The organism is Stenotrophomonas sp. 169, from assembly GCF_014621775.1.
Lineage (GTDB): Bacteria > Pseudomonadota > Gammaproteobacteria > Xanthomonadales > Xanthomonadaceae > Stenotrophomonas.
Genome location: NZ_CP061204.1, coordinates 3,801,322 through 3,816,604 on the forward strand (window position 1 = coordinate 3,801,322; position 15,283 = coordinate 3,816,604).

A 15,283-nucleotide genomic window follows, 5' to 3' on the forward strand; every position below is an offset into this window, starting at 1 on the left:
GAGGTCGACGCGTATTCAGCACGCGGAACGTGGACGGTGTGCGACCGCGCTGGCTCCCCGAGCGGTATCCGATCGGCCGACTGACGGTTTCAACCATCCCTTTGCAGCCCCTGCCGTACGGGGGATGCGGCGCTGCACGCGCCATTCGCGACACGTGCGGCACAGTGTCCAGCGCGCTCCCGCAGCGCCGCTGTCCCGACACCGGCAAAGGTTAAAAAAATGAATAAGCACACGATCCGTGCAATTGGTGACCTGTTCGTGGGTATCGGCAGCAAATGGCAGCCTGTTAGACTGCATGACCTGCTCGTGAATCGCGTATTCCCTGCATGATCCCAAGCCTTATCCTGCTGCTCGCCCTGCCCTTCCTGTTGGCCGTGGCGGTCGCCGCATTACCCCGAAGTTCGCGCAGCACGGCCGCCTGGTTGGCCGCGGCCGCGCCGTTGGCTGGTCTCGCCCTGCTTGCCACGCTGACGCCGGCCGTCCTGGATGGCGAGGTGCTGCGCAGCAGTGGCCAGTGGCTGCCGCAGATCGGGCTGGATTTCACCCTGCGCCTGGACGGCCTGGCCTGGATGTTCGCCGGGATGGTGCTCGGCATCGGAGCCCTGGTGGTGCTGTATGCCCACTATTACCTGAGCCCGCAGGACAACGCGCACCGCTTCTTCTGCTATCTGCTGCTGTTCATGGGCGCGATGCTGGGCATGGTGCTGTCCGGCAACCTGTTGCTGTTGATGATCTTCTGGGAACTGACCAGCATCAGCTCGTTCCTGCTGATCGGCTTCTGGTCGCACCGTCAGGACGCACGTGAAGGCGCGCGCATGGCGTTGGTCATCACCGGCGGCGGTGGCTTGGCGCTGCTGGGTGGCGTGCTGTTGATCGGCCGCATCGTCGGCAGCTTCGATCTGGACGTGGTACTGGCTGCAGGTCAGCAGATCCGCGACAGCGCGCTGTACCCGTACGTGCTGTTCCTCGTGCTCGCCGGCATCTTCACCAAAAGCGCGCAGTTCCCGTTCCACTTCTGGCTGCCGCAGGCCATGGCCGCGCCCACCCCGGTGTCCGCCTACCTGCATTCGGCGACCATGGTGAAGGCCGGGGTGTTCCTGCTGGCGCGCCTGCACCCGGCGCTGGCCGGCACCGATCTGTTCTTCTATACGGTCAGTGGCATCGGCGCACTGACCCTGCTGATCGGCGCGTGGAATGCCATTTTCCAGCACGATCTGAAGGGTCTGCTGGCCTATTCCACGATCTCCCACCTGGGCCTGATCACGATGCTGTTCGGGCTGTCCACGCCGATGTCGGTGGTCGCCGGTGTGTTCCATATCCTCAACCACGCCACGTTCAAAGCATCGCTGTTCATGGCGGCCGGCATCATCGACCACGAAACCGGCACCCGCGACATGCGCAAGCTGGGTGGGCTGAGGAAGCTGATGCCCTTCACCAGCGCGCTGGCGATCATCGCCTCGCTGGCAATGGCCGGCATTCCTCTGCTCAACGGCTTCCTGTCGAAGGAAATGCTGTTCGCCGAAGCCTTGGATGCGGGGGGCCCGGAGCCGATGCGGCTGGCCATGTCCATTGCCGCGCTGCTGGCCGGCGTACTCGGCGTGGCCTACAGCCTGCGCTTCGTGCACGACACGTTCTTCGGCAAGGGCCCGCACGATCTGGATCGCGTGCCGCACGAGCCACCGCGCTGGATGAAAGTGCCGGTGGAAATCCTGGTGGTGATCTGCGTGGCGGTGGGTATTGCGCCCGCACTGACCATCGCGCCGGTCCTGCATGCCGGTGCAGCGGCCATCCTGGGCGACCGGATGCCCGAGTACAGCCTGTCCATCTGGCATGGCTTCAACCTGCCGCTGGCGATGAGCGCGGCCGGCGTACTCGGCGGCATCGCGCTGTATTTCGGGCTGCGCAGGCTGATCAACCTGTATGCCGTGCGCAACACCACGCCCGGGCGTGACGCTTTCCATCACCAACTGGACCTGCTCTCCGCGCTGGCCCAGCGGCTGACCGGCGCCATCGCCAACGGCAGCCTGCAGCGCATGCTGCTGGGCCTGGTGGTGGTCGCGGTGATCGTCGGTGCAGCGCCGTGGCTGGCCGCGCCCGCTTGGCCGAACTGGCCCTCGCCACAGCCGATGCCGTTGCTGGGCTGGGCGCTGTGGGCGGTGATGATGGCCTGCGCCATGGCCACCCTGCGCATGTACAAGCAGCGCCTGCTGGCGGTGCTGCTGGTGGGCGGGGTCGGCCTGATGGTGGCCATGACCTTCGTCTTCCTGTCCGCACCGGACCTGGCATTGACCCAGTTGCTGGTGGAGATGGTCACCCTGGTGCTGATGCTGCTGGGCATGAACTACCTGCCGGCGCAGTCGGTGACCGAGCGCTCCAAGCTGCGCAAGTACCGCGATGCCGGCATTGCGCTGGTGGCCGGCCTCGGGCTGGCCGCGCTGGCCTACACGGCCATGACCCTGCCGCCGAACACCATGGCCGGTGAGATGCTCGCCCGCGCCCTGCCTGAAGCGTATGGCAGCAACGTGGTCAATGTGATCCTGGTCGACTTCCGCGGCTTCGATACCTTCGGCGAGATCACCGTGTTCGGCATTGCCGCCCTGGTGGTGCATGCCATGCTGCGGCGGTCGCGGATGGCGCCGGAACAGATCATGCCCGGCCCGCCGATCAAGCTGCCGGTGCCGGCCGACCTGGCACAGATCATGTTCCCGCTGACGCTGACGGTGTCGATCTTCATGTTCCTGCGCGGCCACAACTCGCCCGGCGGCGGCTTCATCGCCGGCCTGATCCTGGCCGTGCCACTGCTGATCCAGTACGTCATCCAGGGCACCGCCTCGGTGGAGTCGCGCTTTGGTTTCGACTACATCCGCTGCATCGGCATCGGCCTGCTTATTGCGGTCGTGAGTGGTTGTGCGTCGATGCTGTTCGGCGTGCCGTTCCTGACCAGCGGCCACCTGGACCTGCACCTGCCGATCATCGGCGACGTGCCGCTGGCCAGTGCCATCGGCTTTGATACCGGCGTGTACCTGGTGGTGTTCGGGGGCGCGATGCTCATGCTTTCCATGATGGGCACCATCAAGCCGTCGCGCACCCGTACCGCGCGCCGCGGCGAGATCGATCCGCAGAAACGTTCCGCACTGACCGGGGAGATGCGCTGATGGAACTGGCCATTGCAAGTGCCATCGGCGTGCTGACGATGCTCGGCGTGTATCTGCTGCTGCGTGCGCGCAGCTTCGATGTGATCCTGGGCATGACCTTCCTGTCCTATGCCACCAACCTGCTCATCTTCGCCGGGGGCCGCTTGGTCGCCGGCAGGCCGCCGGTATTGAAGGAGGGGCTGGACGCCAACCTGGGCAACTACACCGACCCCCTGCCGCAGGCGCTGGTGCTGACCGCCATCGTGATCGCCTTTGCGATGACGGCGGTGACGATCGTGCTGGCGATCCGCAGCCGCAGCGACAACCACAGTGACCATGTGGATGCGCACGAGCCGGACGACGATGCACCGCCGCGCCGCGACGAGGACCACGCATGAACCATCTGGTGATCCTGCCGATCCTCATCCCACTGCTCGGCGCATCGCTGTCGTTGTTCGTGGAACACCGCCGCTTCGGCCCGCGCATCCAGCGTGCCGTGGCATGGGCATCACTCACCGCATTGCTCGCCGCAGTGCTGCTGTTGTTCGCGCGCACGGCCGACGGTGTCGCCCTGGTCTACCTGCTCGGCGACTGGCCGGCACGATTGGGCATCGCCCTGGTGGCCGACCGGCTGTCGGCCTGGATGGTGCTGACCACCGCCCTGCTCGCCATCGGCTGCCTGATGCATGCCTGCTCCGGCTGGGACCGCCGCGCACCGCACTTCCATGCCTTGTTCCAGTTCCAGCTGGTTGGCTTGAACGGCGCGTTCCTGACCGGCGACATCTTCAACCTGTTCGTGTTCTTCGAAGTGATGCTGATTGCTTCGTATGGCCTGCTGCTCAGCGGTGGCCGTGGCCTGCGCATGCGCATCGGCCTGCATTACGTGGTGTTCAACGTCACCGCGTCCACCCTGTTCCTGATCGCGCTCGGCCTGCTGTACGCCACGCTGGGTTCACTGAACATGGCCGAGATCGCGCAGCGCATTGCCGAGGTACCCGCCTCGCACCTGGTGCTGCTGAAGGCCACCATGGGCTTGCTGCTGCTGGTGTTCTGCGCGAAGGCGGCACTGATGCCGCTGTACCTGTGGCTGCCCGAATCGTATGCGCGCGCGCCGGCGGCCGTTGCCGCCCTGTTCGCCATCATGACCAAGGTCGGCCTGTACGCCGTGCTGCGCATCCAGAGCCTGTGGTTCGGTGACGAAGCCGGTGCGATGGCCGGGTACGGCCGCGACTGGCTGCTATGGGCCGGCGTGGTGACGCTGGTGCTGGGGGGCTTGGGCGTACTGGCCGCTGTGCGCCTGCGCGTGCTGATCTCGTATCTGGTGGTGGTGTCGGCCGCCACGCTGTTCATCGCTTTCTCGGTGGGCAACCAGCAGGTGCTCGCCGCCGGCCTGTATTACCTGCCGCACAGTACGTTCGTCGCGGCGGCGCTGTTCCTGATCGCCGATCTCATCCGCCGCCGTCGCGGCGGTGCCAGCGACCGCAAGGAAGTGATCGCGCCGATGCCGGGCAAGGAAACGCCCGCCGTGCTGTTCCTGATCGCGGCCATTTCCATCGCAGGCCTGCCGCCGCTGTCTGGCTTCCTGGCCAAGGCCGCGCTGCTGCAGGGCATGCCGCCCTACCTGACCGCACCGGTCTGGGCAGCGGTACTGGGCAGCAGCCTGCTGGTCATCATGGGCCTGGCCCGGGGTGGCATCCGGCTGTTCTGGCGTGTCCCCCACGCCGAGCCTGACGCGCCCAAGCCGCGCAAGGCACCGACGCGCCGGATAGAACTCCTGGCGGCGTGCCTGCTGCTGCTGTACGGCGTCGGCATGACCGTCTTTGCTGCGCCGCTGATGCGACACGCCGATGCGATCGCCAGTGACCTGCTGCAGCCCTCGGGCTATGTTGACCAGGTCCGCGCCACCCAGCCAGAGGTCCGCAATCCATGACCCAGAAACGTCCCCTGCTGCGCCGGATCTTTCCCTCGCTGCCGCTCACGATCATGGTCATCGTGTTCTGGCTGCTGATGTCGGACAGCTTCAGCGTGGGCCTGCTTGCGCTGGGCCTGCTGCTCGGGCTGGTCGTACCCTTGTTCGCCGCACGCCTTGACCGCGAGTTCGCCCGCATCGGGACCCTGCGGCCCGTGCCCAAACTGCTGGCGGTCACCCTGTGGGACATCCTGGTGTCCAATATCGAGGTGGCCGGCCAGGTGCTGGGGAAGGAGAGCAAGATTCACCCGGGCTTCGTCTGGATTCCGCTGGACATCGCCAACGTCCATGGCATTGCGGCACTGACCAGCATGATCACGCTGACCCCGGGTACGGTGTCGGCCGCACTGAGCGACGACCGCAAATACCTGCTGGTGCATGTGCTGAACCTGGACGATGAGCAGCACCTGATCACCGAGATCAAACGCCGTTACGAGGCCCCGCTGATGGAGATCTTCCCATGACCGGATTCGATGTCATCCAGAACACCCTGGTGGTATGCATGCACGTGGTGGGGTTGGCGATGCTGCTGGCCACCTGGCGCCTGCTGCGTGGCCCCACCGTTCCCGACCGCATCCTCGCGCTGGACACCCTGTCAGTGACCGCCATAGCCCAGCTGATGCTGTTCGGCATGTACCTCAATTCGGCCATCTACTTCGAGGCCGCGCTGATCCTCGCCATGCTCGGCTTCGGCAGCACGGTGGTGCTGAGCAAATTCGTGCTGCGCCGGGACATCGTCGAATGATCACCGCCATCCAGATCGTGCTGTCGGTGGTGCTCCTGTTCGGCTGCTTCTTCATCCTGGTCGGCGCGCTGGGACTGGTGAAGCTGTCCACCTTCTTCAAGCGCCTGCATGCGCCGACCAAGGCCAGCACGCTGGGCGTGGGCTGTGTGCTGGTGTCATCGGTGGCGTACCACATCTTCCTGGGCCAGGATCCGCAGCCGCGCGAACTGCTGATCACCATTTTCCTGTTCATCACCACGCCGATCAGCGCCCATCTGATGGCCAAGGCGGCGCTGTCGCTGCTGATGGAAACCCGCCCTACCCTGCCGGGTAACGAGCGCGCGAAAGAAGAGCAGTTGCCGCCACCGGAACCGGTGCGCGAGAAGGTCGTGGAAGAAACCAACGACACCTATACGTCGAATGAAAGCAAGACCGACGAATACGAGGGCTGACCGCGGGGTCAGCTTGCCAGCAGCGCCAGTTCCAGGCCTACCCAGGCAACGAAGGCAGCGAGCAGTACCCCGCCCTCAACGCGGCTCATGCGCAGGTCGCCGCGCAGCATCGGATACAGCACCAGAGCGAACGCCAGCACGGCGGGCAGTTCCAGACGCACGAAGGAAGCGGGCAGCGCGAGCGGCTGGATCACCGCCATCGCGCCGATCACCAGCAACAGGTTGACCACGCTCGAGCCCAGTACATGGCCCAGCACCATGTCGCCCTGGCCACGGCGCGCGGCCATCACCGCCGCCGCCACTTCCGGCAGCGCGGTGCCGATCGCCACCGGCAGCAGGCCGACCAGCAGCGGCGTCCAGCCCAGCGCTGTGCCGAAGTCCGCCGCAGCGCCGACCACCAGCCGGGCACCCCAGTACAGCGTCAGGGCGGCAAGCGCGAGGCGGATGACATTCAACAACAGGTTCGTGCGTGAGGCAGCGGAGTCGGCGATCGACGCCTGCACCTCCGGCGCCTCGCGCCGCCCCGCATGCAGCAGCCAGCCGAACGCCAGCCCGAAGGCTGCCAGCAGGATCGCGCCTTCCCAGCGTTGCAGCCCGCCGTCCAAGCCGAACACCAGCAGCAGCACCGCACCCAGCAGCAGGCACGTCCACGAACTGCGCAGCGCGCGTGCCCGCAGCAGCAACGGCATCGCCAGCGCCGCCACCGCGAGCGTCAGGCCCAGGTTGGCCAGCGTGCTGCCGACCGCATTGCCCAGCGCGAGCTCAGGCTGCCCCACCGTCAGCGCACGGGCGTTGACGGCGAGCTCCGGCACCGACGTCGCCAGCCCCAACAGCACCAGGCCGGCGGTGAAGGGCGACGCGCCGAAGCGCTGTGCCAGCCCGGATGCCGCCTTGACGACGGAATCGCCACCCAGCGCAAGCAGCAACAGGCCGAGCAGGAACCACGCAAGAGCGGCGGCAATCATGGGGCGATCCTTCGGCAGGCGATGACCGCGATTCTACGTCGGCATCAGGCCTTGTGGTGGCTACGCCGGCTGCGCCTTGAGAGAGATCAGCCGCAGCCTTCCACATAGTCGACCTGTGGCGACTTGCCCACGCGCCAAGCGCCCACCTTGCCATCCGCGGCCACCGTGAAGTCCATGATCGCCTGCCCTTCCTGTGCGGGCCGCACGCGCAGGTGCTGTGCCTGCGCGTCGTACTTGTCCGGGCCCACGTCGGCACGCTCGGGGTACAGCTGCTGCAGCTCACCCAGGGTCATGCCCACCCGGCCACCGCCCGGTGCCACGACGCCCGGGCCGCGCACGTCGTAGCGCACCAGCTTCTTGCTCTCGAACATCAGCCACGGGCCTTCCGCCGATTCCTTTTCCGGACGCAGGTAATGGCAATCGTCATCGGGCACCTCACCCTGCAGTGGCGCGCCGAAACGGCCGCGCACTTCGTCTACCGTGGCGCCAAGGGCGATGGCGCCGTAGCCATCCAGGCGTGCCGGGCTGTCACTGCGCAGATCGACCGGCGACTTTGTCGCCATGTCCGCGTCGCTGGCCAGGTTGGCGTCGGTGCCGGACGAAGCCGCGGCTCCGGCAGTGGACGGCGCACCGGCCTGCGCGGTTTCCGGGGCCTTGCTGCAGGCGGAAAGTGACAGGGCCAGCAGGCCGGCGAGGGGCAGCATCTTCATGACGGTATCTCCGGGAAGGTAGTGGGCAGACGCTAACGCGGGCGATGTGCACACGCCGCATTGTCATCAGCGCTTAACCGCGACGGTTCAGGCTCGGCCTGCACCGCACTGACCGCCCGCCATGCTCCCGCGCAAGACAGACCAAGCCCGCACTGCATTACAGGCCCATCGGGCCCCGCTGGACATGCGCCAGAGGCGCCTGCTCATCCTCTGCGATGGCCAGCGCGACCTGGCCGCGCTGACCGCGTTGATCGGGCCAGAGACGCCAGCGATGGTGATCCAGCTGGTGCAGGCGGGCTATCTGCTCACCACGCCGGAGGCGACGCCGTCGGCAACAGGGCCGGCCACCGCCGCGGACGCGGGCGTGCCGATCAGCATCCCGCCGGCCAGTCCCGAGCGACGGCGGTCACTGGCCGCTGCGCGCATCTATCTGTTGGGCATCCTGGAGATGCAGCGTCATCCCCAGGCCGCCACGCTGCTCCGCGGTCTGCAGCTATCCCGCAGCGATGGTGACGTGGTTCTGGCCATGCAGTCGGCCCTGCTCGCGCTGCCCACGCTGACGTCAGTGGGTTATGCCGAACGCGTGCGCGAGCGCCTGCTGGAAGTCATGCCCACCGAGCACGGCAACCCGTTCGGTGCCGTGGCCGCTTAGCGGGGACGGCTTCAGCGGGTGCGGAAGTGGTTCCGCAGGCCGTTCCAGCACTGCTGGTAGTCGCCCTGCCGGTGGCCCGCAGCCACTGCCTGCTGGGTCGGCCGGATCACGCCGCGCGTCTCGAACATGAAAGCCATCGTGTCCTTGATCACGTCCGGCTTGGACAGATCCGCCACGGAGGCCTTGTCGAAGGTCGGCGCATCCGGTCCGTGGCCGCTCATGCAGTTGTGCAGCGACGCACCGCCCGGTACGAACCCTTCTGCCTTTGCATCGTAGGCGCCGTGCACCAGCCCCATGAACTCGCTGGCGACGTTGCGATGGAACCACGGCGGGCGGAACGTATGCTGCGCCACCAGCCAACGCGGCGGGAAGATCGCGAAATCCATGTTGCTGGTGCCGGGCGTATCGCTGGGCGAATGCAGCACCAGGAAGATCGAGGGATCCGGATGATCGAAGCTGATCGAACCGATGGTATTGAAACGCCGCAGGTCGTAGCGGTAGGGCGCGTAGTTGCCGTGCCAGGCCACCACATCCAACGGTGAATGATCGATCGGCGCACGCCACAGCTGACCATCGAATTTCGCCACCAGTTCGAAGTCACCGTCGATGTCCTCGAACGCCGCGTGCGGCGTCTCGAAGTCACGCGGATTGGCCAGTCCATTGGAGCCGATCGGCCCCAGGTCCGGCAGCTTCAGCAGCGCACCGAAGTTCTCGCACACATAGCCGCGCGCCTGCCCATCGGGCAGCTCCACGCGGAAGCGGATGCCGCGAGGAACCACCGCGATCTGCTGCGGTTCGACCTCCACCACGCCCAGCTCGGTCAGCAGGCGCAGGCGACCGAGCTGCGGCACGATCAGCAGCTCGCCGTCGGCGTTGTAGAAGTAACGACCCTGCATGTCGCGGTTGGCGGCATACAGGTGGATCGCCACGCCCGCGTGTGCGTCCGGCCCGCCGTTGCCGCCCATCGTGTACAGCCCTTCGATGAAATCGGTCGGCGTTTCAGGCATCGGCAGCGGGCTCCAGCGCAGCTGGCCCGGCGCAGCGGCCAGTCCGTGGAAGCTGCCCTGCACCTGCGGCTGCGCGAACGCGGTGAACTCACCGTGGGTGACGGCAGGACGGATCCGATACAACCAACTGCGCCGATTGGCGCCACGCGGCGCAGTGAACGCCGTGCCGGACAACTGCTCCGCGTACAGACCGTGGGCGACGGTCTGCGGCGCATTCTGTCCAACCGGCAGCGCGCCTTCCAAGGCCTCACTGGCGAACTCGTTGCCGAATCCCGTCTGGTAGCCGCGTGCCTGCATCGTGTTGGTCATCTGGAGCGTCCTGTTGTGTACCGGCCAGTGGCCGGCACGTACCCTTGCCGGAACCGACCTTACAGTACGCCGCGGCGCATCTGGTCGCGCTCGATGCTTTCGAACAGTGCCGTGAAGTTGCCTTCGCCGAACCCTTCATTGCCCTTGCGCTGGATGATCTCGAAGAAGATCGGCCCGATGCTGTTCAAGGTGAAGATCTGCAGCAGCTTGCGCTGGTGGGTTTCCGGGTCGGCATCGATCAGGATCTTGTTCTTCGCCAACCGGGCAACGTCCTCGCCGTGGCCGGGGACACGCTGGTCGATCACGTCGAAGTAGGTGTCCGGCGTATCCAGGAACTGCACACCCTGTTCGCGCATCGCTTCCACGGTTGCGTAGATGTCGTCGGTGAAACAGGCGATATGCTGGATGCCCTCGCCCTTGTAGGCGTCGAGGTATTCGTTGATCTGGCTCTTCGGATCGGACGATTCATTCAGCGGAATACGCACGATGCCATCGGGCGCGGTCATCGCCTTGGACACCAGGCCGGTCTTCAGGCCCTTGATGTCGAAGTAGCGGATCTCGCGGAAGTTGAACAGCCGCTCGTAGTAGTCCGACCACTGCTGCATGTTGCCGAAATACAGGTTGTGGGTCAGGTGGTCGATGAAGGTCAGGCCGAAGCCAACGGGCGCCGGATCGGCGCCTTCCACCGGCGCGTAATCGTCACCGTAAATACTGCCGGACGTGCCATAGCGGTCCACCAGATACAGCATGCAATCGCCGATGCCCTTGATCACCGGCGCGTCCACCGCCTTGGACTCCGGCTTGAACGCGATCGCTTCGGCACCGTTGCCCAATGCGGTCTGGAAGACTTCGTCACCCGGCTTCTGGAAGCGGATGGCGAAACCGCAGGCGCACGGGCCGTGCTTGTCGGCGAAATCGGCGGCGAACGAATCCGGGTCTTCGTTGACCAGGAAGTTCACCCCGCCCTGGCGATAGACCGTGATCGGACGCGCCTTGTGCTTCAGCACGGCGGTGAAGCCCATGCTGCGGAAGTAGGCGTGCAGCTCCTCGCCACGGCCAGCAGGGGCGGCGAATTCGACGAACTCGAAGCCATCGATGCCCATCGGATTTTCGAACGTGGTCACCTGCATGCCGAGATTGGGGTGCGAGGCGGTCTGGACGGTGGTATTCATGGCATAAGCTCCGAAACTTTTCCGCAACAAACCAGGTGCGGTCGACAGAGGGACCCGCGACAATGCGGGGTCAGCATTCCCTTTATAGTTACACCTGAAACCACCAGCAAGGTGCACCGCAACATGAGTCCAGTCGATACCGCCTCTACCAGCGTGCGCGCCTCGCACGTCCTGCTCGATCTGGAGCAGTTCCTGCCGTACCGGCTGAGCGTGCTCTCCAACCGGGTCAGCGGCAACATCGCCAAGCTCTACGGCGACCGTTACGGCCTGGCGATCCCGGAATGGCGGGTGATCACCATCCTGGCCCTGTACCCGGGCTCATCGGCGAGCGAAGTGTCCGAGCGCACGGCGATGGACAAGGTCGCGGTGAGCCGCGCCGTGGCACGTCTGTTGGAGCGCGGCTTCATCAAGCGCGAAACCCACGGCGACGACCGCCGCCGCTCCGTGTTGGCGCTGTCGGCGGCCGGCTTCGAGGTGTACGAAACCATCGCGCCGCTGGTGATTGAAACCACCCGCAAGCTGATGTCCGTGCTCAGCGAAGACGAAGAGCAGCTGTTGGAAACGCTGATCCTGCGCCTGGCCGGCGAAGGCCTGCAGCGCATGGGCGAATAGCAGGAAAACGCGCGCACCCCGATCCTGCCGCAGCTGACGCACCCCGCCGCCGAGCACGGCTCGGCGCTACCGGTGGGCCCACGCGCTTCGGTAGAGCCGGCTTCAGCCGGCTGCGGTGAGCCAAGGCAGCCGACTGAAGTCGGCTCTACCCCTCGACTCTACCCCTCGGCTCTCAGCTCAGATGCTTGCGGCGGGCGTAGACCCACGGTGCGGCCAGGGCGCCGATGGCCCCGGCGGCGAAGCCGAGCGATGCCGCCACGGTGGCCGCTTCAATGGCGCCCGGCAGCGCCAGCGCGGCGGTCACCAGCAGTACCGACGGCAGGCCGACAAACGCCGCCAGGAAGAAGCGCCAGCGCGGCATCCACGTACCCAACTGCAGCAGGCTGACCGGCTGCCATGCTTCGCCGCTCGCGTCTTCCGCCATCCTGCGTGCCAGTTTGGGCAGGTCCACTTCCGGCGCGATGCGGCCCTGCCCGGCCAACGCCAACGCACCGGCCACTTCGTCCGCCGCCGGGTAGCTGGCCGGCCACGGCACCGGCGCCGACACGCCATAGGCGGTCAGCAGCGGCACGCTGAGCCACGGCGCCGGCAGCGCGCGCAGGCGACGACGGCCGTGCACGCACCACAGCTGCGGCTGGCCATGGGCGGTGGCGGAATACAGCGACAGCTCCTCGGCCGGAGGGTAATCCAACATGCTCGTGCGCGCGGCCAGCGTCTCCACGCCCATCGCACGCAGGAAGCCCGGGCGGCTGCGTCCTTCCTGCATCCAGCCCAGCCCCAGTGCGCCAACCAGATAGGCCTCGGCGTGATCCTTGCTACCGGCCATCGCGCGTTCGTCGCTGGCCAGGAACCACGCCAGCGACTGTGGCTCGGCCACGTCCGCTTTGCTCCAGCGCCCACTGTCACCCAGCACGTGGCGCAGCGGCAGGCGGACGGGCGCGGTCTGGCCGCGCTCGGCCGTGCGCAGGAACGGCAATACGCTCTGCACGAAGCTGCCGATATCCAGCGCACGCGCACCCGGACCCATCCACTCCGCCGGCAACAGGCCGGCCAGCTTCGGATCGCGTGCCAGCAGGTCCAGCTGTGCTTTCTGTTCCACCAGCCTCTGCACCGCCGCAGCCAGCACGGTGTTGTCCGGCAGCCCGATGATCGGCAGCGTGTGCACGGCCGTCGCGGCGGCAGACACCGCCGCGTCGCCCACGCTGTCATCCATCAGCACCGCCACCGGCGGCAAGCCCACGGTGTCGGCGGGGGGATGGTCAAGAAGGTCGCTGTGCATCGGCCGCTCCGGTCGCGCGCCACGATCAGCGTGGCGTCGGTACCTTGCCGTTAGCGGCGGCCGCGAGGTGAAGTTGAGTCCGGCACCCGCGCGATCAGCGCGGCGCCCATTCCTTCATGAAGGCGAGGAACTTCGCCCGGTCGTAGCTCTTGCCCTGCTCCAGCTCGCCGGTGAACTGCGAATGCAGCAGGCCGCCTTCGGCATCCAGCACGAACAGATGCGGGTAACCCTTCACTTCCGGGTACTGCGACAGGAAGACCTTGTTCTCGTTGTCTTCGCTGTAATTGACCTTCATCCAGATGTAGTTCGCATCGCGCAGGCGGCGCACTTCCGCATCGCCTTCGACGAACCTGTCGAGGATGTGGCACCACGGGCACCATTCACCGCCCACGTCCAGGATGATGCGCTTGTTGCCGCGCTGTGCTTCGACCTTGGCCATTTCCAGGTCGGTGGCCGGGTCACGGGCCGGATCGAATGCGGCATTCAGCGCCGCGATGGCGGCGATATCCGCCGCCGCCGGGCTGTTGCCCGAGGACACCGGCACGCTGGGATCAGCGGCCGGTGTCCCGGTGGGGCGCGTATCAAGCGGTTGCGCGGGCGCCTGGCTGGCCTCCGGAGTGGGCTGCGAGCACGCGGCCAATGCAGCGGCCAGCAGCCCCATGGATATCCAACCTGTTGTCCTGCGCATGCGCTTTCCTCTTACTTGACGCCGTGCATCAGCTTCTGGATCAGCGGTGCCACCAGGAACAGCAGCACGCCCGAGCCCACCAACGCGTAGAAACCAAAGGTATACCCGGCATGCGCGGATTGCACGGTCATGCCACCTTCGCCGCTGACCCGCCCGGCGAAGATGCCCGCCAGGTTGTTGCCGATGGCGATGGACAGGAACCAGCAACCCATCGCCATGCCGCCCAGGCGTGCCGGGGCAAGCTTGGTGGTCATCGACAGGCCGATCGGCGACAGGCACAGCTCACCCACGGACTGGATGACATACACCATGAACAGCGTCCAGAACGGGATCTTGCCCGCGCCGTCGACCATGCTCGACAGGGCCACCATCAGCAGCAGGAAGGCCAGGCCGTTGAACACCAGGCCCAGGCCGAACTTGCGCGGGATGGACGGATTGGCGCGGCCCATCTTCACCCACATCCACGCCAGCAGCGGGGCCAGGGTGATGATGGCGATGGAGTTGACCGACTGGAACCACTCCAACGGGAAGGTCCAGTCACCAAACTGACGGTCGACGATGCGATCAGCCAGGAAGGTGAACGAGCTGCCGGCCTGTTCGAAGAACATCCAGAACAGGACGTTGAACATGAAGATCACCAGCATCGCGATGACCTTGTCGCGCGCCACGGTGCCTGTGCGCACGCCTTCCACCAGCAGCATCACGGCCGGCACGACGAACAGCGCCATCAGCAGCATCTGCAGCGCCTGCGCGTCGATGGTCAGCAGGAAGTAGAACAGCGGCACGCCGATGATGGCGCCGACGATGGCGACCAGGCCGACGCGGCCATTGCTTTCCTGGCCCGGTGCCGGCGCGCCGATGCCCTTCAGCTGGCTGCGGCCCAGCCAGAACCACACCAGGCTCACCAGCATGCCCACGCCTGCGCAGATGAAGACGATCTGGTAATGCGGCATCGCGTCGGTGCCGAAGATCTCACGCGCCAGCCAGCCGGTGATCACCGGGGCGATCATCGCGCCCAGGTTGATGCCCATGTAGAAGATGGTGAAACCGGAGTCACGGCGGGCATCGCCCTGCAGGTAGAGCTTGCCGACCAGCGTGGAGATGATCGGCTTGAACAGACCATTGCCGACGATGATGGTGGCCAGGCCCAGCTTGAACAGCAGCTCGGTCGGCGAGGCCAGCATGAACAGGCCGACGGCCATGAACAAAGCGCCCAACAGGATGGAGCGCTGGAACCCGATCAACTTGTCGGCGACATAGCCACCGAAGATCGCGCCGGCGTAGACCAGGGCCAGGTAGGCACCGTAGAGCTCGCTGGCGGGCCGTTCACCGGTGGCATCGCCGCCGTGGAACTGGGCCACGATGTACAACACCATCGCCCAACGGATGCCGTAGAACGCAAAGCGCTCCCAGAACTCGGCCATGAACAGCATCCACAACGGACGCGGGTGGCCTAGCAGTGTCTTGAACTCCGGCACAGCCGGTTCGGGGGTATTCGCAGTGGCGTTCAGGCTCATGCGGGATTCCTGGTTCGGTGGATGACAGACACGTCCCTGTGCCGGCGTAACGCGCGAGCATCACCGACTTCTGGCGTTCACGTCAAATACACG

Annotated in this window: 15 protein-coding genes; 8 read left to right on the forward strand and 7 right to left on the reverse strand. The window is 66.2% G+C overall.

The window, feature by feature from the left end; genetic code table 11:
* Positions 1 to 326 precede the first annotated feature (326 nt).
* From ICJ04_RS16615 to ICJ04_RS16640, 6 genes are read left to right on the forward strand one after another with little or no spacing between them, the layout of a single operon-like run.
* On the forward strand, positions 327 to 3,155 hold the full coding sequence (locus tag ICJ04_RS16615) for a monovalent cation/H+ antiporter subunit A (RefSeq protein WP_188325271.1): 2,829 nt from the start codon (positions 327 to 329) through the stop codon (positions 3,153 to 3,155).
* A complete protein-coding gene (locus ICJ04_RS16620; protein WP_042614269.1) occupies positions 3,155 to 3,532 on the forward strand; it encodes a Na+/H+ antiporter subunit C in 378 nt (125 codons plus the stop codon). Before ICJ04_RS16615 ends, ICJ04_RS16620 begins: the two co-directional genes overlap by 1 nt.
* Entirely contained in the window at positions 3,529 to 5,064 is a 1,536-nt protein-coding gene (locus ICJ04_RS16625; RefSeq protein ID WP_188325272.1) for a monovalent cation/H+ antiporter subunit D, read from the forward strand. The genes ICJ04_RS16620 and ICJ04_RS16625 overlap by 4 nt, the downstream gene beginning before the upstream one ends.
* A complete protein-coding gene (locus ICJ04_RS16630) occupies positions 5,061 to 5,567 on the forward strand; it encodes a Na+/H+ antiporter subunit E (protein ID WP_188325273.1) in 507 nt (168 codons plus the stop codon). Before ICJ04_RS16625 ends, ICJ04_RS16630 begins: the two co-directional genes overlap by 4 nt.
* Complete coding sequence (locus ICJ04_RS16635; RefSeq protein ID WP_188325274.1) at positions 5,564 to 5,848, forward strand: K+/H+ antiporter subunit F; 285 nt, start codon at positions 5,564 to 5,566, stop codon at positions 5,846 to 5,848. The genes ICJ04_RS16630 and ICJ04_RS16635 overlap by 4 nt, the downstream gene beginning before the upstream one ends.
* Entirely contained in the window at positions 5,845 to 6,279 is a 435-nt protein-coding gene (locus ICJ04_RS16640; protein ID WP_188325275.1) for a Na+/H+ antiporter subunit G, read from the forward strand. The genes ICJ04_RS16635 and ICJ04_RS16640 overlap by 4 nt, the downstream gene beginning before the upstream one ends.
* Before the next feature lie 8 nt (positions 6,280 to 6,287).
* On the opposite strand, the gene ICJ04_RS16645 is transcribed toward ICJ04_RS16640, so the two are convergent.
* Positions 6,288 to 7,244 (reverse strand): sodium:calcium antiporter, encoded by a 957-nt coding sequence (locus tag ICJ04_RS16645; protein WP_188325276.1) that lies wholly within the window; start codon positions 7,242 to 7,244, stop codon positions 6,288 to 6,290.
* Between the two features lie 86 nt (positions 7,245 to 7,330).
* Positions 7,331 to 7,954 carry a hypothetical protein gene (locus ICJ04_RS16650; protein WP_188325277.1) on the reverse strand — a complete coding sequence of 208 codons (624 nt, stop codon included), beginning with the start codon at positions 7,952 to 7,954 and terminating at the stop codon, positions 7,331 to 7,333.
* Positions 7,955 to 8,075: 121 nt separating this feature from the next.
* Between ICJ04_RS16650 and ICJ04_RS16655 the strand changes: the two genes are divergently transcribed.
* Positions 8,076 to 8,606, forward strand: coding sequence for a hypothetical protein (locus tag ICJ04_RS16655; RefSeq protein ID WP_188325278.1), 531 nt, complete (start codon positions 8,076 to 8,078; stop codon positions 8,604 to 8,606).
* Positions 8,607 to 8,617: 11 nt separating this feature from the next.
* Here ICJ04_RS16655 and hmgA read toward each other — a convergent pair whose 3' ends face one another.
* Both hmgA and hppD read right to left on the reverse strand, forming a co-directional pair.
* Positions 8,618 to 9,922 (reverse strand): homogentisate 1,2-dioxygenase, encoded by a 1,305-nt coding sequence (gene hmgA / locus ICJ04_RS16660; protein WP_188325279.1) that lies wholly within the window; start codon positions 9,920 to 9,922, stop codon positions 8,618 to 8,620.
* Positions 9,923 to 9,981: 59 nt separating this feature from the next.
* A complete protein-coding gene (gene hppD / locus ICJ04_RS16665; protein WP_188325280.1) occupies positions 9,982 to 11,094 on the reverse strand; it encodes a 4-hydroxyphenylpyruvate dioxygenase in 1,113 nt (370 codons plus the stop codon).
* A gap of 123 nt (positions 11,095 to 11,217) precedes the next feature.
* On the opposite strand from hppD, the gene ICJ04_RS16670 reads away from it, so the two are divergent.
* Positions 11,218 to 11,706 (forward strand): MarR family winged helix-turn-helix transcriptional regulator, encoded by a 489-nt coding sequence (locus tag ICJ04_RS16670; protein WP_188325281.1) that lies wholly within the window; start codon positions 11,218 to 11,220, stop codon positions 11,704 to 11,706.
* A gap of 172 nt (positions 11,707 to 11,878) precedes the next feature.
* Here ICJ04_RS16670 and ICJ04_RS16675 read toward each other — a convergent pair whose 3' ends face one another.
* From ICJ04_RS16675 to ICJ04_RS16685, 3 genes are all read right to left on the reverse strand, one after another.
* A complete protein-coding gene (locus tag ICJ04_RS16675) occupies positions 11,879 to 12,985 on the reverse strand; it encodes a hypothetical protein (protein ID WP_223202923.1) in 1,107 nt (368 codons plus the stop codon).
* Positions 12,986 to 13,079: 94 nt separating this feature from the next.
* A complete protein-coding gene (locus ICJ04_RS16680) occupies positions 13,080 to 13,673 on the reverse strand; it encodes a thioredoxin family protein (protein ID WP_188325282.1) in 594 nt (197 codons plus the stop codon).
* 11 nt (positions 13,674 to 13,684) lie between these two features.
* Entirely contained in the window at positions 13,685 to 15,190 is a 1,506-nt protein-coding gene (locus ICJ04_RS16685; protein ID WP_188325283.1) for an oligopeptide:H+ symporter, read from the reverse strand.
* Positions 15,191 to 15,283 lie beyond the last annotated feature (93 nt).